The following is a 21,768-nucleotide window of genomic DNA, read 5'->3' on the forward strand; positions in this document are numbered from 1 at the left end:
CGTCACCGGGAAGAACGGTCCGCCGCACTTCACCTGACTGTCCGCCGACCGGCCCTGACGACAGTTTTCAAACGCTCACCGCGGGCTGACAGATTCTGCTGCCGAGGGCGCGTTCAGTTGTTCGGCCCATACCGGCATGCCATCCTTGGTGATCTGCCATCTCCATCGACGTGCGACATGGCTCGGAGCGTGCGAAGTGGCCATCGCGATGCCAGACCCCGACCGGGTGCCGGCGGGCAGTCACCGCGAGCTGCTTCTCCGGCTGCACCAGCTCTACGAGGGGGCGGGTCTTCCCTCGACCAGGACGATCAGTCAGCGGATCCGCAAGAGCCCGCTGCCGGAGACGGTCTCGCACGAGACCGTGAGCGCGCTGCTGCGCGGAGCGCCGCTGCCCGCCTGGTCCAAGATCCGCGCGGTGATCATCGTGCTGTGCGGAATGTCCGATCAGCGCGTCGACGTCGAGGAGGAGCTGTCCATCGGCGTCGAACTGTGCAGCGCCGCGCAGCGCGGCACGGCCGAACCGGTGGTGGAGCCGGCCCTGCCGGTGATCCCGGTGGCCGCGCCCGCGCCGGCGCCGTCGCCGCCCGCCGCCGTCGAGGTGCTCGCCACGGCGGTGCTGCACGGTCCGCTGCCCGATCGAGATCCATTCTTCGTCGGCCGGGAAACACTTCTGGACCGGATCCGGAAACGTCTCGTCCGTGATCCGCACGCCCCTCTGGTGGTCTTCGGGCCGATCGGCGCCGGCAAATCCCAGCTGGTCCGGGAATTCGTCGCCGAGCACGCCGGGGAATACGCGATCATCTGGTGGGTCGACGCCGGGGACGTGGAACGGGCGACCACCTCGCTGCTGACCCTCGCGGAAAAGCTGCAAATCGATTTCTCGCTCGATCGCCGGCAGACGCTCGAGCGGCTGTTCGCCTTTCTCGCCGGATCCCGCAATTACCTACTGATCTTCGACGGGGTCCGTGACGGCGACATCCGCACCCTGATCCGTACGGTCGGCGGCAGCGTGATCGTGACGACCCGCAACGCGGGGTGGGCCCGCGACAGCACCCACACCGACGTGGAGATCCCTGACCTGGACCTCAGCGAGGTGACGCAGCACCTGCGCAAACGCGACCCGCACATGCCGCCGTGGCTGATCCGGCGGCTGGTCGCGGTGGTGGGCCGGATGCCGCTGGCCCTCGCCGAGGCGTACCACGTCTACCGGCATCGGCCGGTCGCCTCCTGGGAGGATCTGCCCGTCCGGCTGGACGATCCGGCGGCGGCGCCGCTGTCCCGCGGCGGACCGCCGTGCCGGGTCGTCGCCGAGGTGCGGGACGCGTTGCGGCTGATCGAGGGCGACCCGGCCGCGGTCCGGCTGCTGACGCTGCTGGCCGGGTTCGGCCCCGGCCCGGTCTGGGTGCCGATGCTCGCCGCGGGCGCCCGCGGCGAGGTCTCGGCCGGGCTGCGGGCGATGCTCAGCGACCAGGTGCTGCTCCGCAGCCGGATCCCGGTGCTGGTCCGGGTGGGGCTGGCCCGCCTCGCGCCGGACGAGAGCGTCGAGCTCCCGGCGCTGCTGCGGCTCGCGGTGCGCGAGCTGATGCCGGAGACGACCGCCGGGCGCAATCGCGACGACGTACGCGAGATCCTGGTCACCGCCGACGACGGTCACCCCGACGATCCGCACACCTGGCCGATGCACCGGGCCATCGCGCCGCACGTGCGCGCGACGGGCCTGCTGCGCTGGCGCCGGCCGGCGGCCTACCGGACGGCGCACCACCAGATCCGCTATCTGTTCCGCAGCGGCGACCCGCACGAGGCCCGGCGGCTGGGCGAGGAGGCGGAGGCGGCCCTCGCCGGGGATCCGGCCGTCGCCCGCAACGACACGCTGGCGCTGCAGATCCGGCGGGACTACGCCAACGCGCTGCGCGCCTGCGGCGAGTACCCGGCGGCGGAGGCGCTGACCGCGGAGGCGATGGCGCGGCTCGGCTCGGACCCGGCGTACGCCGACCATCAGCTCGCTCTCGACCTCGCCCGCAGCCGCGCCCACGACCTGCGTATCGCCGGCGACTACCGGCGGGCCTTCGAGCTCGACGACCAGACGCTCCAGCGTCACCGGCGGGCCTTCCCGGAGGGCGACCTCCGGCTGGCCGCCAGCCGGTACAACCGGTCGGTGAGCCTGCGGATCCTCGGCCGGTTCACGGAGGCCCTGGCCGCCGACGAGGCCGAGCTGATCCGGATGCGCAACGGGGTCGGTGACGGGCGGGCCCCGCACCGGCTGCTCAACGCGATCGCCGAGGACCTGTACGGACTGGGCCGCTACGGCGAGATCATGGAACGGCTGCAGCCGGTGCTGGCCCACGGCGCCGGACGGGACCTGCTGCGGGCCCGCCGGATGGCCGGTGTCGCGGTCCGCCGGATGGGTGGCGCCGGGGCAGCCGCCGAGCATCTGGGCGCCTGTCATCAGGCCTGTGTCGCGCAGGTCGGCGCGGTCCGGGAGCTGACCATCGCGGTGGCGATGAGTTTCGCCAACGCCCTGCGCGAGGGCGGCCAGCTGCCGTCGGCGCTCCGGTTCGCCGAGCAGGCGGTGACGCTCTACCAGCAGGCGCTGGGACCGGCGAACCCGCTGGTCCAGGCCGCCCGGGTGAACCTGGCCGCGACCCTGATCGCGATGGGCCGGGGCGGCCCGGCGGAGGAGACGGCGCAGGACGCGTACGACGCGCTGCTCGACGGTCCGGGCCCGGAGCATCCGTTCACCGTCGCGGCCGCCGCGAACCTGGCGTCCGCGATCGCGGTGACCGATCCGGCCTCCGCGCGGGGTGTCTCCGAGGCCGCCTACCGGACGGCCCGGTCGGTGTACGGCGATCAGCACCCGGAGACGCTGCTGATCGCCGCGAACTTCGCCGCCGACCGGGGGCTGCGGCACGAGCCGGACGGCGATCACCCGTCGCTGGACGCGGCTCTCGGTGGTCTGCGCCGTGTCCTGGGGGCGCGACACCCGGCCGTGCTGAGCGTCGCCGAGGGCACCCGGGCGCTCGCGAGCATCGAGCCACCGAGCGCCTGACCTGACACGTCAGCGGTTGTCAGGGTTCGTCAGACACGGGCCGGGCACCGATGTCAGATGTCGTCAGAGAGCGTCCGAGGGAGCGGCGCGATGAACGCCGCGTACGCGCGCACCGTAGCTTGAGATCGTCGGTTGTTCCCCTGTGCAGCGTCGCGAAACCGCACACATTGGCAAACCTTTTGGCGAATGATGCCAGAAGTCATCAAGGAGGTCGAAATGGAAACCGCATCGGTGGACACGCCCAGCGAGGATCAGTGGATCCCCCTGCCCGATGTGTCCGGCCTCCCGATCCAGGCCCTCGCCGCCGACGACTCCGGTGTGCTCGGCCGGTCCCTGCGGCAGGTGCTCGGCACCCTCGCCGACCGCGACGGGGTGATCAGCGCCTTCGCGTCGTTCGTGTCCACGGACTGAGCGCCGGTGTCCGCGCCGGTCCTGCTCGGCGATCCCACGTCGCGGCACCCCGCGCCGTGGCCGTACGACGAACTCGATCTCGCCGGGCTCCGGGCGGCCGGGCACCGTCCGGTCCCCTTCCGGGAGCTGATCCTCAAGATCCACCAGCGGTGCAACCTGGCCTGCGACTACTGCTACGTCTACGAACTGGCCGACCAGTCGTGGCGGGAACGCCCGCGGACGATGGCCGACGAGGTACGCGACGCCGCGCTGACCGGGTTCGCCGCGCACGCCCGGCGGCACCGGCTCGACCGGGTCCGGATCGTCCTGCACGGCGGGGAGCCGCTGCTGTACGGCAGGGACCGGATCGCCGAGCTGGCCGGCCGGGCACGTGCCGCGTTCCCGGACGGGTGCCGGGTCGACATCGGCATGCAGACCAACGGGGTGCTGCTCGACGAACGTACCGCCGGCATGCTCGTGGAGCACCGCATCCAGGCGGGCGTCAGCGTCGACGGGGTCGCCGCCGACCACGACCGGCACCGGCGGACACCCGGCGGGCGGGGCACCTTCGCCGCCGTCGAACGGGCCGTGCGGCTGCTGCGGCGGCCCGAGTTCCGGCCCGCGTACGCCGGGCTGCTCTGCACCGTCGCCGCCGACACCGACCCCGTCGCGTGCTACGAGCAGTTGCGCGCGTTCGACCCGCCGGCCATCGACCTGCTGCTGCCGCACGCCAACTGGGAGACGCCGCCGCCGCTCGCCGTCGCCGGGACCACCCCGTACGCCGACTGGCTGATCGCCGTCTTCGACCGCTGGTACGCCGAGGCCGCCCCGCCCCCGATCCGGATCTTCGAGGACGCCCTCACCCTGGTCCTCGGCGGGGCGAGCCGCGGCGAACAGCTCGGCCTCAGCCCCTCCGGCGTCGTCGTGGTCGAGTCCGACGGGGCGATCGAGCAGGTCGACGCACTCAAGAGCGCCTACCCGGGCGCGTGCGCCACCGGCCTGGACGTGTTCCGCAACGACTTCGACCAGGCTCTCGACCACCCCGGCATCGTGGCCCGCCAGATCGGCCGGGCCGCCCTGTCCGAGCAGTGCCGGGCCTGCCCCGCCGTGGCGTTCTGCGGCGGCGGGCACTACGCGCACCGCTACCGGCGGGACGTCGGCTTCCGGGCGCCGTCGGTCTACTGCCACGACCTGCGGGTCCTCATCCGTCACATCTACGACAGCGTCGCCGCCGACCTGCGGCGGCGCACCAGGAGGCCGGCATGACCGTCGTCCACGAACTATCGGGCGAGCTGCTCGGCCGGCTCGCCGGCGGTCTCGGCGGCGCCGAGGCGGTCGCCGGGTTGCGCCGCGCCCAGTACAGCAAGCACCTGCTGCTGATCCGGTACCTGCTCGACCACGCCGGCCCGTCCGGCGACCCCGCCCGGGAGCTGCTGGAACGCGCCCGCGACGCCGACCCCGACGGGTTCCGGGCGGTGATCGGCGCACCCCTGGTCGGCGGCTGGACCGCCATCGCCGCCCGGGCCGCCGAACAGGGCGGGGTGGCGCCGGCCGACCTGGCCCACCTGTCGGCCGTCGCGCTGGTCGCCGCGGCCCGGGCCGGCATCGACGGCTCGGCGGACGTCCCGGCGCACCACGGGCTCGCGGTCCTGCCGGGGCTGGGCGCGTTCGACGCCGGCGGGGCCGCGTCGATGCGGGTGACCACCAGCGGCGGGCGGCTCGTCGGGCTCGGCGCGGACGGGGTGGTGGCCGCCGGCGGCGACGGCGGATGGCTGCCGGTGTGGCGGCTCACCGCGGAGGCGGCCGGGCAGCGGATCGAGCTGGACCTCGACGACCTGCACCCGTACCGGCACGGGCACCACGTGCCGCCGGCGAACCGGCTCCCGGCCGCCGAGGCCGGCCGGTGGCGGGAGCCGTTCGCGCAGGCGTGGACGATGCTCGCCGGCCACCTGCCGGAACGCGCCGCCGAACTGCGGGCCGGGCTGGAGACCCTGGTGCCGCTCGTACAGACCGACCCGCGGTCGGCCCGCAGCGCCACCATCCGGCACGCCTTCGGCGTCTTCGGCCTGACCCGCCCCACCGGCGCCGCGGACTTCGCGGTCACCCTGGTGCACGAGTTCCAGCACTCCAAGCTCAGCGCGGTGCTGGACCTGGTCCGCCTCACCGACCCGGACGACGAGCGGCGGTACTTCGCGCCCTGGCGTACCGATCCGCGCCCGCTGCCCGGCCTGCTGCAGGGCGTCTACGCCTTCGCCGGCGTCGCCGACACCTGGCGGGCGCTGCGCGACGAGGTGCCCGCGGCCACCGCCCGGTTCGCCGAGACCCGTCTGCAGGTGGACCGCGGCCTCACCGCGATCGAGGAGTCGGCGGCGCTGACCGCCGCCGGCGCCGCGTTCGTGGCCGCACTGCGCCGCACCGCGGACCGGTTGCTGGCCGAGCCGGTGCCGGCCGCCGAGGCGCGCGCCGCGGAGGACACCCTGGCACGGCTGCACACCGCCTGGCGGGACCGCAACGGCGGCTGACCGGCCGCCGGCCGGGGCGGATCAGGTGGGCGGCGGCTCGATGTCGCCGTCCAGCCGCTGCCCCGCCGTGGCCGCCACCACCTCGGGGTGCTCGGGGCCGAGCATCGACGACAGGCGCTCGACGGCGTCGCGCAGCATCCGGCCGGCCCGTTCCTCGTCGCCGGTGGCGCGCAGGTCGTGCGCCAGGTTGACGGTCCGCATCAGGTGGTACGGATGCTCCCGGCCGTCGCGTTCCGGCAGGCCCGTGACATCGACCGCCCGGCTGCGCTCGTGCATGCGCACCGACAGCGACAGCGCCTCCTGCCGGCGCCCGGCCAGGGCGTGGTCGGTGGCCAGCGAAACCCCGGCGCAGATCGTGTACGGGTGATCCTCGCCGAGTTTCTCCCGCAGCCTGCCGAACGCGTGCTGGTTGAGCACGAAGGCCCGGTCGAACTCGCCGGTGGCGCGCAGCAGGATCGCCCGGTTGACCTCGGCCGCCAGCGTGAGCGGGTGGTCGTCGTTGTCGTTGAAGTTCTCCCGGTAACGGCGCAGGGCGTCGTCGGCGAGATGGGACGCCTCCTCCAGCGCGCCGGCCTGGCGCAGCACGTTCGCCAGGCTGACCGTCGCCGCCACCGAGTACTCGTGGCTGCGGTTGAACTGCTGGTTGAAGCGGGCCTCGGTGCGCTCGTGGTTGACCCGCATCACCTCGAGCGCCTCGGTGACCCGGCCCAGCTTGCGCAGCGTGATGGCGAGCGTGCGTTCGGACAGCAGCACGAAGCCGTGCCGGGCGCCCAGCCGCCGCTCCTGCTCGGGCAGCCAGGTGCGCAGCCGCTCCAGGGCGGCGTGATAGTTGCCGATGCCGTAGTAGTCGCGGGCGACGTTGATCCGGTACCGGATCACGTTGGCGTCGATGGTGCCCTGATCGTCGTAATAGGAGACGATCTCCTGATCCAGCCGCAGGGCCTGGGCGAAGTCACCGATCAGCCGGTAGTCGACGGCGAGATTGTTCTTCACCCGCAGGGTGTAGGTGTCGTCGTCGCCGAAGACCTCCCGGTGCAGCCGGTAGCTCTCCTCGTCGAAGCGCAGCGCCTCCCGGTACAGGCCCTGGATGCGCATGTCGTGCCCACGCTGATTGCCGGTGATCAGCGTGTAGTCGTGCGACGGCCCGAGATGCGGGCTCTCCCGGAACCGCTGGTAGGTGTCCTCCAGCAGGTCCGCGGCGCCCTTGCTGTCCCCGAGCGCCCGCAGCGCGTTGGCGACCTGCGCCCAGGCCAGCAGCGTGGACTGGCCGTTCGGGCCGACCAGTTCCGGGTCGGAGTCGTCCTTCGCCCACTCGGTGGCGGCCCGGTCGGCGAGGATCCGGCTGTTCTCGTAGTCGCCGACCACGTACAGGTAGCGGGCGTGGTCCAGCACCGTCTGCCGTCCGTCGGCGGTCCCCGAGTGCACCATGTCGGCGGGCACCAGGTGCGGGCCCATCTCGCTCTGCAGCTCCAGTTCGCCCTCGTCGTCCGGGTCGCCGGGTTTCGCCACGGCCAGCAGCCGCTGCACGTTGCGCTGGGTCTCGGCGCGCTGGGCCGGCTCCAGGGTGTCGCGCAGCACCCGCTGCACCAGACGGTGCACCTGCAGCCGGGGGGTTCGGTCGCCGGAGCCGGTGCCCGTCGATGACGGCCGCCCGACCGTCTTGGCCAGGCCGTACCGCCGCAGCTCGCGGACGATGCGCCCGGTCCGGATCTGGTCGCCGAGCGCCTCGCGCAGCGGGCTGGTGATGTCCGCGTTGGCGCCGCGGCGCAGCAGCGACTGCCGGATCGGCTCCCCGCCCAGGAACGCGAACAGCGCGAAGAACTGGGCGGTCGCCTCGTCGATGGCGCGCAGTTTCTCCACGGCGACCGCCACGAACGCGGCGACGGTCAGCGGATAGTCGGCGGGCTTGCCCTCGTTGAGCAGCTCGATGCGCTCGTCGAGGAGGTCGATGTACTCCCGGACCGGCATGCCGGTGGCCAGGTACCAGGCGGCGGCCTGCTCCAGCGCCAGCGGCAGGTCGCCGAGCTTGTCGGCCAGCTCGTCGGCCTCGTCGGCGGAGATCGGCGGCACCGTGACCGCGTCGCTGGTGCGGTTGGTGAGCATCTGCACGCTCTCGTCGCGGCGGAACACGTCCACCTCGATCGGCACGCCGATGGTGCTCCAGTCCTCGATCCGGGTGGTGACGATGACGTGCCCGCCGGTCGACGGCAGCAGGGGCCGCAGCGCGGACGGCTCGTCGGCGTTGTCGTAGACCAGCAGCCAGTCCCGGTCGTCGCCGCCGGCGGCCAGCCAGTTCAGCACGGTGCGGGCGGTCTCCTGCTGGTCGTCGGCGATCGGCAGGTCGGCGCGCAGGGCCAGCTGGGTCAGCGCCGCCAGCACGGTGGTGGTCTGCTCGGCCGGGATCCACCAGATCAGGTCGTACCTGTCGAGGTTGCGGTGCACGTACTCGATGACGAGCTGGGTCTTGCCGACACCGCCGAGGCCCTTGAGGGTGGGCGGCAGCACCGACGTGGACGAGGTCTTGGACAGGGTGGCGCCGAGACGCTCCAGCAACTCGATGCGTCCGGTGAAGTTGCGGTTACGGATCGGGATGTCCCCGGCGATGCGCTCCTCCGGCCGGTACGCCCGGGACCGTGGCGTGCGGCTGCCGGCCGCCAGCGCGCCGAACCGGGTGGACGCCTCACCCGGATGCCAGCGGATGACCGCCTCGGCGAAGAGCCGGAGACCGCCGGGGACGGCGCTGACCGCGTCGATGATGGCGGCGAGATCCTCGGCCGCGTCGTCCGAGCGGCGGACGGTGAGCGGGACGGTGAGCGTGTCGCTGACGTCCTCGAGCCGGGCGTCCCGCGCCGGCCGCTCGGTGAGGCCCTGCACCCGCAGCAACGCCTCGACGAGTCTCTCCCGGGAAAAGGCCAAGTCCGACACGGCTACTCATCTCCGAGCGCAGGAGGAACTCCGACCTCGAAGGATATCGGAAACACCCACCCGACGGGTATCAGCGCAAAACCTCACATTCCGTCAGGGCGCCGACGCCGGCCCGGCCCGCGGCGACGCCGTCCGGATCGCGGCCAGGACCAGCAGGATCCACATCAGCCGGGCGTCGAAGTAGTCGCCGGAGAACAGGGACGTCGCGCCGATGAAGATGCCGCAGTAGGCGGCCGTGCGAGCCGACAGGCACGGCCGCCGGCGCTGGGCGCGCAGGTAGGCGTGCCACAGCGTGAACCAGGCCAGCCCGAGGAGGAACATACCGACGAAACCGCCCTCGGCCGCGACCGACAGCGGCAGGTTGTGCACGTACCGCTCGCCCTCGCCCAGGTCGGCGATGGCGTGGAAACCGTTGATGCCGGTGCCGAGCAGGGGATGCTGCCAGAACAGCCGCAGCGCCCAGGCGAACAGCACGTCGCGGTCGGAGGTGTAGCCCTGCCCGACGGTGGCCTCGATGAACCGGGACTGCACGAAACCGGCGATCATCGGCCCGGCGGTCACGATCACCATCAGGGACAGCAGCACCAGCAGCCCGGCGGGTCTGGCGATCCGCTCCCAGCGCGGCCGGGGCCGGATCGCGATCAGGGCGATGACACCGGTGATCGCCAGGGCGGCCATGCCGCCGCGGGAGCCGGAGGCGACCGCGCCGAACAGGAACGCCGGGATGCCGATCAGCCAGCGGAGCTTGTCGCCGCTGCGGACGTACAGGTACAGCGAGGTGATGACGCCGAGGATCATGACGCGGACGAACACGTTGGGGCCGCCGCCGAGCGCCGCCCACCGGCCGCCCGGCGCGTGCCCGCGGCCGGTCGAGGCGGCCAGGAAGTACACCCAGGCGGCGATGTGGCAGCACTCCAGGGTCACCCGGGTGACGTGATCGCTGTCCCAGCGGGCGAGGACGTAGTAGACGAAGACCAGGAACGCGACCGCGACGATGTCGGCGGACATCGGGCCGGTCACCGCGTGCGACGGCGCCCAGACCGCGGACAGCAGCTGGTACCCGAACAGGCCCATGATCGGCAGCAGGCAGTAGCCCCCGGTGGCGGCGCGCGGGCCGATCCGGTGCGACTCGAGCAGGATGCACAGCATCAGGCCGATGTAGAGCGGGACACGGACGTCGTTGAGCAGCGGCACCTCCAGGCCGACCCGGGTCAGCACGAAACGGCCCGCCAGCGCGGCGAAGAACGCCAGGTAGATGACCACGCCCGGGCGGGCCGGCGGGACGAGGGCGGGCGCGGTCATGCCGGGACGGGCGCGAGGGAGCGCTTGACCAGACGGGTGGTGGCGAGGCCCAGCACGGTCGCGGCGACGGTCAGCGCGGTCAGCGCGGCCTGCGCGGCCGGCATGATCCCGGTGGCGGCCCAGCCGAGAACCACCTCCAGACCCAGGCAGCCCAGCAGCAGCCGGTTGATGCGCGGAGGCTGGGGCAGCGCGTCCAGGGTGGGCCGGGCGGCGTAGAACATCGCCAGCGGTACGGCGGCGAAGATCCCCACGCCGAGCACGGCGGCCGCTTCGTGGAACTCCGGGCCCAGATAGAGGCGGACCAGCACCGGGCCGAGCAGGGTGATCAGGCCCGCGGCGAGCGCGGCCACCCCGCCGGCGGCCACCGGCAGCCAGGTGAGCACGCGGCGGCCCGTCACCGGCTCGGCCCGCCAGTGGAACATCCGGCTCAGGCGGGGCAGCAGGACCGGCGACAGGGTGCCGAACAGTGAGCACACCATGATGACCGCCGAGGTGACGAACCCGACGTAGCCGGCCTGCGGGGCGCCGGGCAGCACGGCCGCCACGAGCAGCGTCGGATAGGTGAACAGCAGCGGCAGGGCCAGATCGGTGGGGAGACGGCGCACCCCGTACCGCAGCAGGCCGGTGATCCGTGGCTCGGGCCGGGAGTGCGGGGACGGGGCCGCGGAGCGGCGGCGGCGGACCGTGAGCAGGCCGCCGACCGCGACCAGCGCCGCGCCCGCGCCCTGCAGGACCAGAAAGTCGCCGGTGTCGCCGGAGAGGGCGAAGGCGGCCAGCGGGACCAGGCCGAGGGCGGTCCCGGACACCACGTTGGCGTGCGTGACCTGCTGGGCGCCGCGCAGCGCGGCCACCGCGACCGTGCACAGGCACACCCCGGCCAGCATGATCGAGGTGGCGGTCGCCGCCTCGGCGCCGGGCAGGCCCAGCAGGCGCCCGGTCCACGGGGCGGTGACGATCCCGGCGGTCACCGTGCCCGCCGCCAGCACCACCTGGACGGCGAACGCGCGGCGGGCCAGGCCGACCGTCGTCTCCCAGGTGCGCGGCAGGTAGCGGTGCAGGGCCTGGGCGAGCCCGGCGGTCACCACCGGTTGCAGGGTGCTGACCACGCCGCGGGCGATCTGGTAGTAGGCGAAGGCGGCGGGCCCGCCCCGGGCGGCGACCAGATGGAACAGGTACAGCCCGGAGGCCAGGACGAACCACTGCACCGCGACGGTGGCCAGGTAGTCCCGGACCAGCGACCGGAACAGGCTCCGGTCACCGCCGGACATGCGCCAGATCGAGCGGCACCGACCTCCGCAGCATCTCGCCGGTCCGCCGGTAGCCCACCAGCGTCAGCGCGGTGATCAGCAGGATCCGCAGGTCGGTGCCGAACCCGCGGTGGTCGACGTAGGCCAACCCGAGAGCGATCTTGCCGGGGCGGATCAGCTCGTCGTACGCCCGGTCCACGTCCTCGTGCCCGGCCAGGATCCGCCCCTCGTCGTGGAACACGATCGACGCCCAGTCGGTCACCCCGGGCCGCACGTCCAGCAGCCGCATCTCCGGCCCGGTGTAGCGCCGCACGTCCGAGGCGACCTGCGGGCGCGGCCCGACCAGGCTCATGTCGCCGATCAGCACGTTCACCAGCTGCGGCAGCTCGTCGAGTTTCCACCGGCGCAGGAACGCCCCGGCCCGGGTCAGGCGCGGGTCGTCGTCGGCGGTGGACGGGCCGCCGAGCCGGGCCGCGTCGACGACCATGCTGCGGAACTTGAGCATCGCGAACGGGCGCCCGTACCGGCCGATCCGGGTGCCGCGGTAGAGCACCGGGCCGCCGTCCTCGCGTTTCACCGCCCACGCGGCGGCCGCCGCGACCGGGGCGGTGGCCAGCAGCGCGCCGGCGGCCACGGTGATGTCGAGCGCCCGTTTCGCCGCCTCGTAGCCGGGCCGGCTCACCCGGACCGGGTCGCTGCCCTCGCGGATCCGGTGCACGTACACCCGCGAGGCGGTGCCGCGGTGCACCTCGGTGGTGCCCTGCAGGACGGCCCCGGCCTTCTCGTAGAAGCCGTGGGCGCGGCCCTGGTCCTGCCCGGTCACCATCTTGATCGTCGCCTGGCCCTGCTGCTCGAACCAGGCGGTCAGGTGCTCGAACAGCCGGGTGGCGACGCCGTGGCCGCGCCGGGACGGCACCACCACGAAGTTGACCACCTCGGCGCGCGGCAGCGTGAGGTCCGCCGAGCCGGGATAGGCGATCGTCTCCAGCAGCCGGGCCAGCCGCCGCGGGCGCAGCAGCCGGGCCGCCACCAGCGGCACCGCGATCGGCCAGCGGCGCAGCACGAACTCCTGGAACAGCGCCGAGGTGTCCAGGGTGCCGCAGATGTAGCCGAGCGGTTCGCCGGTGACCACCGACTCGGCGAGGAACAGCGCGGCGTGCGGGCTGGTGGCCAGGTGGCGGTAGAGCAGCCGCAGCACCGGTTCGCCCAGCGACGACAGGAATCCGCCGGGCACCCCGGTCACGTGCAGCCGGGCGACCGCGGCGAGCTGTTCGGGGGTGAACGGGCCGCCGGTGATCCGGAACTGTTCAGGCATGGGAGACCACCGGTTCGAGACGGGCCAGGACGGCGGCGGCGCGGGCCACCGTCTCCGGGCGGGTGGAGGCGCGGACCGGGCAGGTGACCACGTGCGCGGCCGCCCACTCGGCCCGCGGGCAGGAGCCGGCGCGGTAGCCGGCGCCGGCCAGATCGGCGCCGGCGAGCGGGTGGACCGGGGTGGCGAACCAGTCGCCCAGTTCCAGACCGGCCGCGGCGGCGTCGCGCAGGGCCCGCTGCTTGTCGGCCACGGCGACCGGGAACCGGTGCGGGACGCCGGGAAGATCGACACCGAGAGCCTGCCGGTACGCGTTCGCGACCCGCCGCCGTCGCCCCAGTCCGGCCCGCCCGGCCGCGATCCGCGACGGCAGCCGCATCCGGGTGCCGCGGCTCATCCGCCAGCCGTACTCGGGGCCGCCCCACGGGTCGGTCGCGTACGAGCCGGTGACCACACCCATCCCGGCCAGCCGCCGGTACAGCGCCCGCATCCGCCACAGCACCCCGGCGCCGGACACCAGCCGGAACGCCGCGTACTCCGCCTCGGTGATCATCTCCCGCCGCGCCGGGGGAGTGGTGTACCTGCCGTACCCCTCGCTCATCGCCGCGGCCAGCCCCGGATCGTGCACCACCGCGGTCCCGCCCAGCCCGGCCACCACCGGCTTGCCCCACTCGAACGAGTAGAACGCGGCCGCGCTGCCGGAACTGTCGATCGTCCCGGGGACCGTGTGCGCGCAGTCCTCGATCACCGGCACGCCCACCGCGGGCACGGCGGCCCGGATCCCGAAGGTGTGCTGCACGATCACGGCCCGGGTACGCGGCCCGACCGCCGCCCGGACCGCGGCCGGATCCGGCCCGAACGTGGCCGGATCGATGTCGGCGTAGACCGGCCGCAGACCCATCCGCAGCAGCGGCTCCACCACCGCCGCGCAGGTGTACGCCTGGACCACGACCTCGTCACCCGGCCGGGCGTGCAGTCCTTCCAGGATCGCGTGCAGCGCCACCCGGCCCCGGTAGTAGTGCAGGACGGTGCTCATCGGGTGCCTCCGCCCGGTTCCAGGACCGCCCGGACCGACGCGGCCCCGTAGATGACATGGGTGGCGAGGAAGACCGCGGGCAGGGCGGCCGCCAGCGCGGGGTCACGGTGCCGGCGGGCCAGCCGGGCGGCGAACGTGCACGCCGCGGCGGCGTACCCGCCGAGGACGGTGCCGGTCACCCGGCGGGCGGTGCGGCTCACCGGCGACAGCGCGGCGCCCGCCGCCACGGTCAGCACGAACCCCATCGGCACGAGGTTGCGCCACGATCCGATCCACCGGCCCACCAGACGGCTCGCCTTGAACGGCCAGTACCCGGCCTCGTACGTCCAGGAGCAGAACTCCCGCAGATCGCTGCGCGCGTAGTAGGTGCAGGTGATGTCCGGCAGCAGCAGGATCGACCCGCCGGCGGCCCGCAACCGCTGGTTGAACTCGCGGTCCTGGGCCCGGGTGAGTTTCTCGTCGAACAGCCCGATCCGGTCGAACACGTCGCGCCGGTAGCAGCCGCCGAACACGGTGTCGACCCACTGCGGCCGGTCCGCCCCGGTCCGGTATCGCGAGTTCCCGGCGCCGAAGACACTCGTGGTGGACGCGGCGATGGCCCGCCCGAGCACGGTGTCGTCGCGGGCCCGGGAGATCCGGATCCCGCCGACGTTGTCGGCCTCGGGATGGTCGAGGAGCCCGCGCACGCACCGTTCCAGATAGTCCGGCGGATAGTCGGCGTGCACGTCGAGGCGCAGGATCACCTCGCCGCGGGCCCGGCGGACGGCCCGGTTCAGCCCGGCCGGTTTGCTGCGGCCGGGATTGTCGAGCAGCTGCACCCGCGCGTCCCGGGCGGCGTATCTCCGGAGGACCGCCCGGGTGCCGTCGTCGCTCATCCCGTCGGCGACCAGGATCTCCATCCGGTCCGGTGGGTACGTCCCGGCCAGCACCGAGTCCAGGAAGCCGGCGATGAACCGGGCCTCGTTCCAGCACGGCACGACCACGCTGAGGAAGGGCAGCTCCATGTCGGCCTCCTAGCCGGCGCCGAAGAACCGGCGGATGCTGCCGGTCACGTGGTCGATCTGCCAGTCCTCGAGCTCCGGGTGCAGCGGCAGGGACAGCACCCGGCGGCACAGCAGCTCGGTGTGCGGCAGGTTCCAGTGCGCCAGGCCCAGACCCTTCTGCCGGTGCATCGGGATGGGCCAGGAGATCAGCGTCTCGACGCCGTCGGCGCGCAGGTGCTCGGCGAGGCGGTCGCGGGCGTCGGTGGTGACCGGATAGTTCTGGAACACGTCGCGGCGGCGGGCGTCGGCGTCCGGCCCGATCGGGACGCCAAGGTCCGGCAGGTCGCGCAACCGCTCGTCGTAGAGCCGGGCCAGCTGCCGGCGGCGGTCGATCCAGCCCGGCAGCCTCGACAGCCGGTAGTCCAGGACGGCCGCCTGCAGGTTGTCGAGGCGGCAGTTGTAGCCCCAGCCGTCGATCTCCGCCTTCGCCACCCGGCCGTGGTCGCGCAGCCGCAGCAGCCGGCCGGCCAGCTCCTCGTCGTCGGTGAGCACCGCGCCGCCGTCACCGAGCGCGCCGAGCAGCTTCGCCGGATAGAACGAGTATGTGCTGGCCAGCCCGAACGTCCCGGCGGTCCGGCCGTCCAGGGTGGCGCCGAGCGCCTGCGCCGCGTCCTCCAGAACGGTCGCGCCGACCTGCGCGGCGATCTTCATGACCTCGACCATGTCGGCGGTCCGGCCGTTCAGATGCACCGGAATGATCACCTTGGTGCGGTCGGTGACCTTGTCGGCCAGGTCGGCGGTGTCCATCAGATGGTCCGGCCCGATGTCCACGAACACCGGGGTGGCGCCGCGCAGCACGAACGGCGAGACGGTCGCGATGAAGGTGTGCGCCACCGTCACCACCTCGTCGCCGGGACCGACGTCCAGGGCGTGCGCGAGCAGCCGCAGCCCGTCGGTGCAGTTGCTCACCCCGACCGCCCGGCGCGAGGAGTTGAAGGCGGCCAGATGGTCCTCGAAGTCGTGCAACTGCTGCCGCAGCATGAGGTCACCGGCGGCGATGGTGCCCTCGATGATCGGCAGCAGCTCGTCGCGCTGCCGCCGCCACTGCTCCGGGTAGTCAACGAACCTGACTCGCCAGTCCACGGTGCGCCTCCAGATGGTCACGGACCCGCCGCCGGATCGACTCCGGGTCCAGCTCGTACGCGGTACGCAGGTACTCCTGATCGCCGACGACCGACAGGGACCGGGCCGGCAGCGCGATGCGGATCAGCGGCACCGGGCCGGCGGCCTCGGCCAGCACCTCGGCGACCGCACTGCCCAGCCCGCCGACGATGGAGTGCTCCTCGACCGTGACGACGGCCGCGTAGGAGCGGGCCGCCTCCCTGATCGCCGCCGTGTCGAACGGGTCCAGCCACGGGAACGAGGTCACATCCGCGCGGATGCCGTCGCCGTCGAGCAGCTCCGCCGCCCGGCAGACCACCTCGAGGATCGCGCCGGTGCTGCACAACAGCACCTCACCGCCACGGGACAGGGCGATCGAGGCGCCGCGCGGGGCCTCGATCGGGCGGGTGTGGACCGTACCCTCACCGGTCTTGCCCAACCGCAGATAGGCCGGTCCGCCGCCGGCCAGCAGGTCGGTCAGGACCGCCCCCACCTCGGCCTCGTCCCCGGGCGCGGCCACCGCCATGCCCGGCAGCGCCCGCATGATCGCCAGGTCCTCGGTGGCGTGGTGGGACATGCCGAGAGCGCCGTATGCCATCCCGCCCCCCACCGCCACCACCGTCACGTCGGCGTGGTGGTAGCAGATGTCGTTGCGGATCTGCTCCAGGCACCGCAGCGTCGGGAAGTTCGCGATCGAGTAGGTGAACACCCGCCCGCCCGCGAGGGCGATCCCGGCCGCCAGCCCGGCCATGTTCTGCTCGGCCACCCCGGCGTTGATGAACTGGCCGGGCCGGGCCGTCGCGAACTCGTCCACCGCCCCGTACCCGAGGTCGGCGGTGATCAGCACCAGGTCCGGGTCGATCAGCGCGGCCGCGAGAAGCCCGGCGAAGAAGTGGTTCCTCATCCGCCCACCTCGGCCAGGGCCAGCTCCAGCTCCTCCGGCGACGGCGGCCGGTAGTGCCACAGCACCTGGTTCTCCATGAACGACACGCCCTTGCCCTTCACGGTGTGCGCGAGCACGCAGCGCGGCCGGGCCGGCGCCGGATCCCGCGGCACCCGCATCGCGTGCGCCAGGGCGGCATGGTCGTGGCCGTCCACCTCGGTCACCTCCCAGCCGAACGACGCCCACTTGGCCGCGAACGGCTCCAGCCGCAGCGTCTCCTCGGTGGTGCCGAGCGACTGCAGGCCGTTGTAGTCGACGACCGCGACCAGGGTGCCGAGCTCGTGGTGGCCGGCGAACATGGCCGCCTCCCACACGCTGCCCTCGTCGCACTCACCGTCACCGAGCAGCACATAGGTGCGCCACGGCCGGCCGGTCTGCCGGGCCCGCCAGGCCAGCCCGGCGCCGACCGGCAGGCCGTGCCCGAGCGATCCGGTGGAGAACTCGACACCCGGGATGCCGACGTGGCTGACATGCCCGGACAGGTAGGAGCCGTTCTGGTAGTGCCGGTGCAGTACGGCCGGGTCGAAGAAACCGCGTTCGGCGAGCACCGCGTAGAGGGCGGCCCCGGCGTGGCCCTTGCTCATGATGAACCGGTCCCGGTCCGGCCAGTCCGGGTGCGCCGGGTCCACCCGCAGCACGTCGGTGTAGAGCACGGCGAGCAGGTCCGCGCAGGACAGCGCCGACCCGACGTGCGAGCTGCGGCCGATGCTGGTCATCCGCAGCACGTGCGCCCGTACGGCCCGCGCGACCTCCGGCGATCCGGTTCCGGTGGTCATCTCAGAGGACCGCATATCCGATGTACGGGTCGAACTCGAACCGCCGCAGCTCCAGCCCGTTGATGCCGATCTCGTCCAGCACGGCCGCCGTCTCCCCGGGCCACAGCGGATTGTCCAGCTCGTCGAAGGCGAGCACCGCGCCCTTCGGCATCCGGGGCAGCAGGTGCCGCAGCGCCACCGCGGTCGGCTCGTACAGGTCCAGGTCGAGGAAGAGCAGGCTGATCACCAGGTGCGGGTGCTCGGCCACGAACGCCGGGATCGTCTCGGTGACGTCGCCGCGGATCAGCCGGGCCTTCGGCAGGTGACCGAGGAACCGGTCGGTGTCGTAGATCTCCAGCAGCCGGTTCAGCTCGTCGAAACTGTCCGCAGCCAGGTCGCCGGCTCGGGCCCCGGTGCTCTCCGGCCGGTCCGGCCCGGTCACCGCCGGGAAGCCGCCGAACGAGTCGAACCCGTACAGCCGCCGGGTCAGGTTGGTCGGTTCGAGGGCCGCGCTGAGCTGCGCGAACGTCATGAAGCTGGCGCCCCGGAAGACACCGCACTCGACGATCGAGCCCTTCACCGGCAGAACCAGCTTGAACAGTTCGTAGAGGGCCGCGAACCGGGTCACCTGCGCCCGGCGGGCGTACCGCGCCATGTTCGCCAGCCGGGTCGGCAGATCGTCGGCGCTGTTCCGGAACACCTCCGCGATCGCCCCCGGCACCTGCCGTTCGGCCGCATTCTGCAGTCCGCCCGGTCGCGTCATGAGGCCACCTCCAGCGACATCCGTCCCCACCAGCGCCGTCGTTCCTGGCGGGGCGCGGTGTACTCGTCGAAGCTCGGGGCGGCGTCCGGGTCGCGGCGCGGCACCATGTTGAGCACACAGCCGAGCAGTGTGGCGTTGACCGCGTGCAGCGCCCGGACGGCGCCCTCGACCTGCGCGTTCGTGGTCCGCCGGGACCGCACCACCAGCAGCGTGCCGTCGGCGCGGGCCGCCACCACCTCACCGTCGGTGACCGGCAGCAGCGGCGGGCAGTCGAAGAGCACCACGTCGAAGCGGCGGCGTACCTCGTCGACCACCTCGGTCATCCGCGGCGAGCTGAGCAGCTCGCTCGGATTGTGCGGCGGGTGCCCGCCGGCCAGCAGCCACAGCCCGACCCCCCAGGGCTGCACCGCCTGGTCCAAGGTGGCCGTACCGCCGAGCACACCGCTCAGCCCGACCTGGCCGTCCAGGCCGAGGAACCGGGCCAGGCGGGGCCGGCGCAACTCCGCGTCGACGACGAGCACCCGCTGCCCGGTCTCGGCGAACAGCAGGGCCAGGCTGCACACCGTCGCCGACCGGCCCTCCCGCGGCACCGCGCTGGTCACCGCCAGGGTCTTCAGCGAGGTGCCGGCCGCGACGGTCTGCAGCATGGTGCGGACCTGGCGCAGCGCCTCGGTCCGTGCCGACGCGCTCGCCGACACGAACGGCCCGGCCGAGGTGGGCGCGGTGTCGTCCTCCGGCACCCGGGCCAGCACCTGGGTGGCGGTCAGCGTCCGCAGCGACTCGGCGGACCGCACGGTGGTGTCGGAGACCTCACGCAGCACGGCCGAGCCGCCGCCGACGATCAGGCCGGCCATCACGGCGAGCGCGTAGTTGTTCAGTTCGCGCGGAGCGACCAGGTCCTTCTCCAGGCGGGGGCCGTCGACGATCTCCACCCGGACCGCGGAGCCCTTGCCGGGCTCCGCTTCCAGCTTCTCGACGGTGTCCTTGAACAGCACGCCCAGACGCTGCGCGAGCAGCAGCGCCCGCGGCCGGTCGGTGTCCTCCACGGTGACCTCCATCAGTACCGTGTCGGCGATGGTCTCGGCGGTGAGCCGTTCGCCGATCTCCTCGGGCGTCAGGGCGATCCCGGACCCGTTCGCCAACGGCACCGCGATCTCGTCGCTGGCCAGCAGTTCGGCGTACGTGGCGAGCCGTCCCGAGGAGAACATGCTGGCCGGGTAGAGTTCGGCGGCCTCGGCCATCGGCGCGGTGAAGAAGAACGTGACCCGGGCGGCGTACACCGGAGTGGTCCGGATGTTCACCACCAGCGCCACGCCCAGCGCGATCAGGAGCGAGCCCACCAGCAGCCACCAATGTCTCCGGGCGACACGGAGGTAATCGCGTAGGCCCATGCAGACCTCCCCGTTCCGTGGCTACCAGCCAGATTAGGGGCATACAGCACGTCACTGGGCAGTATCGAGCAATACCTCTTTAAGGTGGAAAAGGCTGATAATCTGGCGGCGAACCCTGCGGGAGGACAGTTGCGCTCGCGAGACGACCTGTTCCCAGCGGCCGGCGACGGCGCGGCCTGGGCGATCGGCATGGCGGCAGCGGTGCTCACCCGGCCCGGCGCCGATCCGGGGCGGATGGCCGGCACGGCGGTCACCGTTCTGCTCGCCGTCGCGTTGCAGGGCGCGATCGGGCATGCCGTGCACCTCTATCGCGGGCGGTACCCGTACGCCAGCCTGGAAGAGGTCCGCGCCCTCGCCGTGACCGTCGCGCTGACCGCGACCGCCGTCCTGGCCGCCGCGGCGGCCCTGCCGCGGCACCCGGTGCCGCTCGGCGCCCCGATCGAGGGCGGGGCGTTCGCACTGATGCTGATGCTCGCCGCCCGGTACGCGCACACCCTGCGGCACCGTCGCCGGCAGCGCCCGGACGAGCGGGTCGCCGCCCCGGTCGTGCTGTTCGGCGCCGGCCGGACCACCGATCTCCTGCTCCGGTCGATGCTCAACGATCCGGGCGGGCGTTACCTGCCGGTCGGCCTGATCGACGACGACCCGCGCAAACGGCGGCTGCGCCGGTCCGGGGTGCCGGTGCTCGGCGCCCGCGCCGACATTCCGGCGGTGCTGGCCCGGACCGGCGCGACGATGGTCGTCTTCGCCGTCGCGAACGCCGAGGCGGACCTGCTGCGTGACGTCCGGGACCGGACCGTGGCGGCCGGGGCCACCTTCAAGGTGGTGCCGTCGGTGACCGAGCTGATGGACCATCCGGTCGAGGTCGACGACATCCGCGACGTCTCGGTCGCCGACCTGCTCGGCCGGCACCAGATCGAGACCGACCTGGACGCCATCGCCGGCTACCTGGCGGGCAAGCGGGTGCTGGTCACCGGCGCGGGCGGCTCGATCGGCTCGGAGCTGTGCCGGCAGATCCACCGGTTCCACCCGGCCGAGCTGATGATGCTGGACCGGGACGAGTCGGCGCTGCAGGCCACCCAGCTGTCCATCGACGCCCGGTCCGGCATCGACGATCCGTCGGTGATCCTCGCCGACCTGCGCGACGCCGCCCACCTGCGGCACATCTTCCGGACCCGGCGCCCGGAGGTGGTCTTCCACGCCGCGGCCCTCAAGCATCTGGCGCTTCTCCAGCGGTTTCCCGGGGAGGCGGTCAAGACCAACGTCCTCGGTACGCTCAACGTGCTGGAGGCCGCCGCCGGAGTGGAGCGGTTCGTCAACATCTCCACCGACAAGGCCGCCGACCCGAGCAGCGTCCTCGGCTACAGCAAACGCGTCACCGAACGGCTCACCGCCTGGACCGCCGGGCGCAACCCGGGCACGTTCCTCAGCGTCCGGTTCGGCAACGTGCTGGGCAGCCGCGGGTCGGTGTTCACCACGTTCACCGCGCAGATCGCCGACGGCGGCCCGGTCACCGTCACCCACCCGGACGTGACCCGCTATTTCATGACCGTCCAGGAGGCGGTGCACCTGGTGATCCAGGCCGCCGCGATCGGCCGGGACGGCGAGGCGCTGGTGCTGGAGATGGGCGAGCCGGTCCGGATCGCCGAGGTGGCGCGGCAGATGGTCGCGCTGCGGCCGGCGCCGGTGGAGATCCGCTACACCGGGCTGCGGCCGGGGGAGAAACTGGCCGAGGTCCTGTTCGGCGCCGGGGAGGTGGACCGGCGCCCGTTCCACCCACTGATCTCGCACGTCGCGGTGCCGCCGCTGAGCGCCGCCGACCTGGCCGGCGTCGATCCCGACGCCGGCCCCGACGAAGTGATCGCCGTCCTGGTCCGGCTCTGCGCCCCTGCCGTGGAGTGCGTCGAGGTCGGCCGTCCTGTGCGCCACAGCTCGCCACGCGGAGCCGTGTGGTGAGCTGTGGCGTGGTGCAGCCGCACTTCACCACGCGCC

The 21,768-nt window shown here is 73.2% G+C and carries 16 protein-coding genes; 5 read left to right on the top strand and 11 right to left on the bottom strand.

The window, feature by feature from the left end:
* The first annotated feature begins 208 nt into the window (after positions 1–208).
* The 4 genes from fxsT (Aut01nite_RS22305) to Aut01nite_RS22320 all read left to right on the top strand — a co-directional run bounded on the left by fxsT (Aut01nite_RS22305) (position 209) and on the right by Aut01nite_RS22320 (position 5,958).
* Positions 209–3,046, top strand: a complete 2,838-nt coding sequence (gene fxsT / locus Aut01nite_RS22305; RefSeq protein ID WP_161790703.1) for an FxSxx-COOH system tetratricopeptide repeat protein — start codon at positions 209–211, stop codon at positions 3,044–3,046.
* A gap of 216 nt (positions 3,047–3,262) precedes the next feature.
* Positions 3,263–3,457 carry an FxSxx-COOH-like cyclophane-containing RiPP peptide gene (locus Aut01nite_RS22310; RefSeq protein WP_043529070.1) on the top strand — a complete coding sequence of 65 codons (195 nt, stop codon included), beginning with the start codon at positions 3,263–3,265 and terminating at the stop codon, positions 3,455–3,457.
* Between the two features lie 6 nt (positions 3,458–3,463).
* A complete protein-coding gene (locus Aut01nite_RS22315; RefSeq protein ID WP_236642953.1) occupies positions 3,464–4,702 on the top strand; it encodes an FxsB family cyclophane-forming radical SAM/SPASM peptide maturase in 1,239 nt (412 codons plus the stop codon).
* Positions 4,699–5,958 (top strand): aKG-HExxH-type peptide beta-hydroxylase, encoded by a 1,260-nt coding sequence (locus Aut01nite_RS22320; RefSeq protein ID WP_052164208.1) that lies wholly within the window; start codon positions 4,699–4,701, stop codon positions 5,956–5,958. Before Aut01nite_RS22315 ends, Aut01nite_RS22320 begins: the two co-directional genes overlap by 4 nt.
* Positions 5,959–5,979: 21 nt before the next feature.
* Here the strand turns inward: Aut01nite_RS22320 and fxsT (Aut01nite_RS22325) are convergent, their stop codons facing one another.
* The 11 genes from fxsT (Aut01nite_RS22325) to Aut01nite_RS22375 all read right to left on the bottom strand — a co-directional run bounded on the left by fxsT (Aut01nite_RS22325) (position 5,980) and on the right by Aut01nite_RS22375 (position 19,776).
* A complete protein-coding gene (gene fxsT, locus Aut01nite_RS22325; protein ID WP_152628933.1) occupies positions 5,980–8,883 on the bottom strand; it encodes an FxSxx-COOH system tetratricopeptide repeat protein in 2,904 nt (967 codons plus the stop codon).
* Positions 8,884–8,976: 93 nt separating this feature from the next.
* Positions 8,977–10,185, bottom strand: coding sequence for an O-antigen ligase family protein (locus Aut01nite_RS22330; RefSeq protein ID WP_043529068.1), 1,209 nt, complete (start codon positions 10,183–10,185; stop codon positions 8,977–8,979).
* Complete coding sequence (locus Aut01nite_RS22335) at positions 10,182–11,453, bottom strand: lipopolysaccharide biosynthesis protein (protein WP_043529067.1); 1,272 nt, start codon at positions 11,451–11,453, stop codon at positions 10,182–10,184. The genes Aut01nite_RS22330 and Aut01nite_RS22335 overlap by 4 nt, the downstream gene beginning before the upstream one ends.
* On the bottom strand, positions 11,440–12,747 hold the full coding sequence (locus Aut01nite_RS22340) for a GNAT family N-acetyltransferase (RefSeq protein ID WP_063958828.1): 1,308 nt from the start codon (positions 12,745–12,747) through the stop codon (positions 11,440–11,442). Before Aut01nite_RS22340 ends, Aut01nite_RS22335 begins: the two co-directional genes overlap by 14 nt.
* Positions 12,740–13,780, bottom strand: coding sequence for a DegT/DnrJ/EryC1/StrS family aminotransferase (locus Aut01nite_RS22345; RefSeq protein WP_043529066.1), 1,041 nt, complete (start codon positions 13,778–13,780; stop codon positions 12,740–12,742). Before Aut01nite_RS22345 ends, Aut01nite_RS22340 begins: the two co-directional genes overlap by 8 nt.
* Positions 13,777–14,784, bottom strand: a complete 1,008-nt coding sequence (locus tag Aut01nite_RS22350) for a glycosyltransferase family 2 protein (protein ID WP_043529065.1) — start codon at positions 14,782–14,784, stop codon at positions 13,777–13,779. Before Aut01nite_RS22350 ends, Aut01nite_RS22345 begins: the two co-directional genes overlap by 4 nt.
* A gap of 9 nt (positions 14,785–14,793) precedes the next feature.
* Positions 14,794–15,906, bottom strand: a complete 1,113-nt coding sequence (locus Aut01nite_RS22355) for a DegT/DnrJ/EryC1/StrS family aminotransferase (protein ID WP_043529101.1) — start codon at positions 15,904–15,906, stop codon at positions 14,794–14,796.
* Entirely contained in the window at positions 15,881–16,828 is a 948-nt protein-coding gene (locus tag Aut01nite_RS22360; RefSeq protein WP_204037635.1) for a transketolase family protein, read from the bottom strand. The genes Aut01nite_RS22355 and Aut01nite_RS22360 overlap by 26 nt, the downstream gene beginning before the upstream one ends.
* A complete protein-coding gene (locus Aut01nite_RS22365) occupies positions 16,825–17,643 on the bottom strand; it encodes a transketolase (protein ID WP_043529064.1) in 819 nt (272 codons plus the stop codon). Before Aut01nite_RS22365 ends, Aut01nite_RS22360 begins: the two co-directional genes overlap by 4 nt.
* Position 17,644: 1 nt before the next feature.
* Positions 17,645–18,385 (bottom strand): TylF/MycF/NovP-related O-methyltransferase, encoded by a 741-nt coding sequence (locus Aut01nite_RS22370; RefSeq protein ID WP_043529063.1) that lies wholly within the window; start codon positions 18,383–18,385, stop codon positions 17,645–17,647.
* A complete protein-coding gene (locus Aut01nite_RS22375; protein WP_043529062.1) occupies positions 18,382–19,776 on the bottom strand; it encodes a tyrosine-protein kinase domain-containing protein in 1,395 nt (464 codons plus the stop codon). Before Aut01nite_RS22375 ends, Aut01nite_RS22370 begins: the two co-directional genes overlap by 4 nt.
* 129 nt (positions 19,777–19,905) lie before the next feature.
* Here Aut01nite_RS22375 and Aut01nite_RS22380 point away from each other — a divergent pair, with 129 nt between their 5' ends.
* Entirely contained in the window at positions 19,906–21,732 is a 1,827-nt protein-coding gene (locus tag Aut01nite_RS22380; RefSeq protein WP_236642951.1) for a polysaccharide biosynthesis protein, read from the top strand.
* The last annotated feature ends 36 nt before the right edge of the window (positions 21,733–21,768 follow it).

The organism is Actinoplanes utahensis (assembly GCF_016862455.1).
GTDB lineage: Bacteria > Actinomycetota > Actinomycetes > Mycobacteriales > Micromonosporaceae > Actinoplanes > Actinoplanes utahensis.

Bases quoted from the DNA above. Each gene is read 5' to 3' on its own strand.
- fxsT (WP_161790703.1), top strand. From the start codon at position 209: ATGCCAGACCCCGACCGGGTGCCGGCGGGCAGTCACCGCGAGCTGCTT.
- Aut01nite_RS22310 (WP_043529070.1), top strand. From the start codon at position 3,263: ATGGAAACCGCATCGGTGGACACGCCCAGCGAGGATCAGTGGATCCCC.
- Aut01nite_RS22320 (WP_052164208.1), top strand. From the start codon at position 4,699: ATGACCGTCGTCCACGAACTATCGGGCGAGCTGCTCGGCCGGCTCGCC.
- Aut01nite_RS22330 (WP_043529068.1), bottom strand. From the start codon at position 10,185: ATGACCGCGCCCGCCCTCGTCCCGCCGGCCCGCCCGGGCGTGGTCATC.
- Aut01nite_RS22335 (WP_043529067.1), bottom strand. From the start codon at position 11,453: ATGTCCGGCGGTGACCGGAGCCTGTTCCGGTCGCTGGTCCGGGACTAC.
- Aut01nite_RS22340 (WP_063958828.1), bottom strand. From the start codon at position 12,747: ATGCCTGAACAGTTCCGGATCACCGGCGGCCCGTTCACCCCCGAACAG.
- Aut01nite_RS22345 (WP_043529066.1), bottom strand. From the start codon at position 13,780: ATGAGCACCGTCCTGCACTACTACCGGGGCCGGGTGGCGCTGCACGCG.
- Aut01nite_RS22350 (WP_043529065.1), bottom strand. From the start codon at position 14,784: ATGGAGCTGCCCTTCCTCAGCGTGGTCGTGCCGTGCTGGAACGAGGCC.
- Aut01nite_RS22360 (WP_204037635.1), bottom strand. From the start codon at position 16,828: ATGAGGAACCACTTCTTCGCCGGGCTTCTCGCGGCCGCGCTGATCGAC.
- Aut01nite_RS22365 (WP_043529064.1), bottom strand. From the start codon at position 17,643: ATGACCACCGGAACCGGATCGCCGGAGGTCGCGCGGGCCGTACGGGCG.
- Aut01nite_RS22370 (WP_043529063.1), bottom strand. From the start codon at position 18,385: ATGACGCGACCGGGCGGACTGCAGAATGCGGCCGAACGGCAGGTGCCG.
- Aut01nite_RS22375 (WP_043529062.1), bottom strand. From the start codon at position 19,776: ATGGGCCTACGCGATTACCTCCGTGTCGCCCGGAGACATTGGTGGCTG.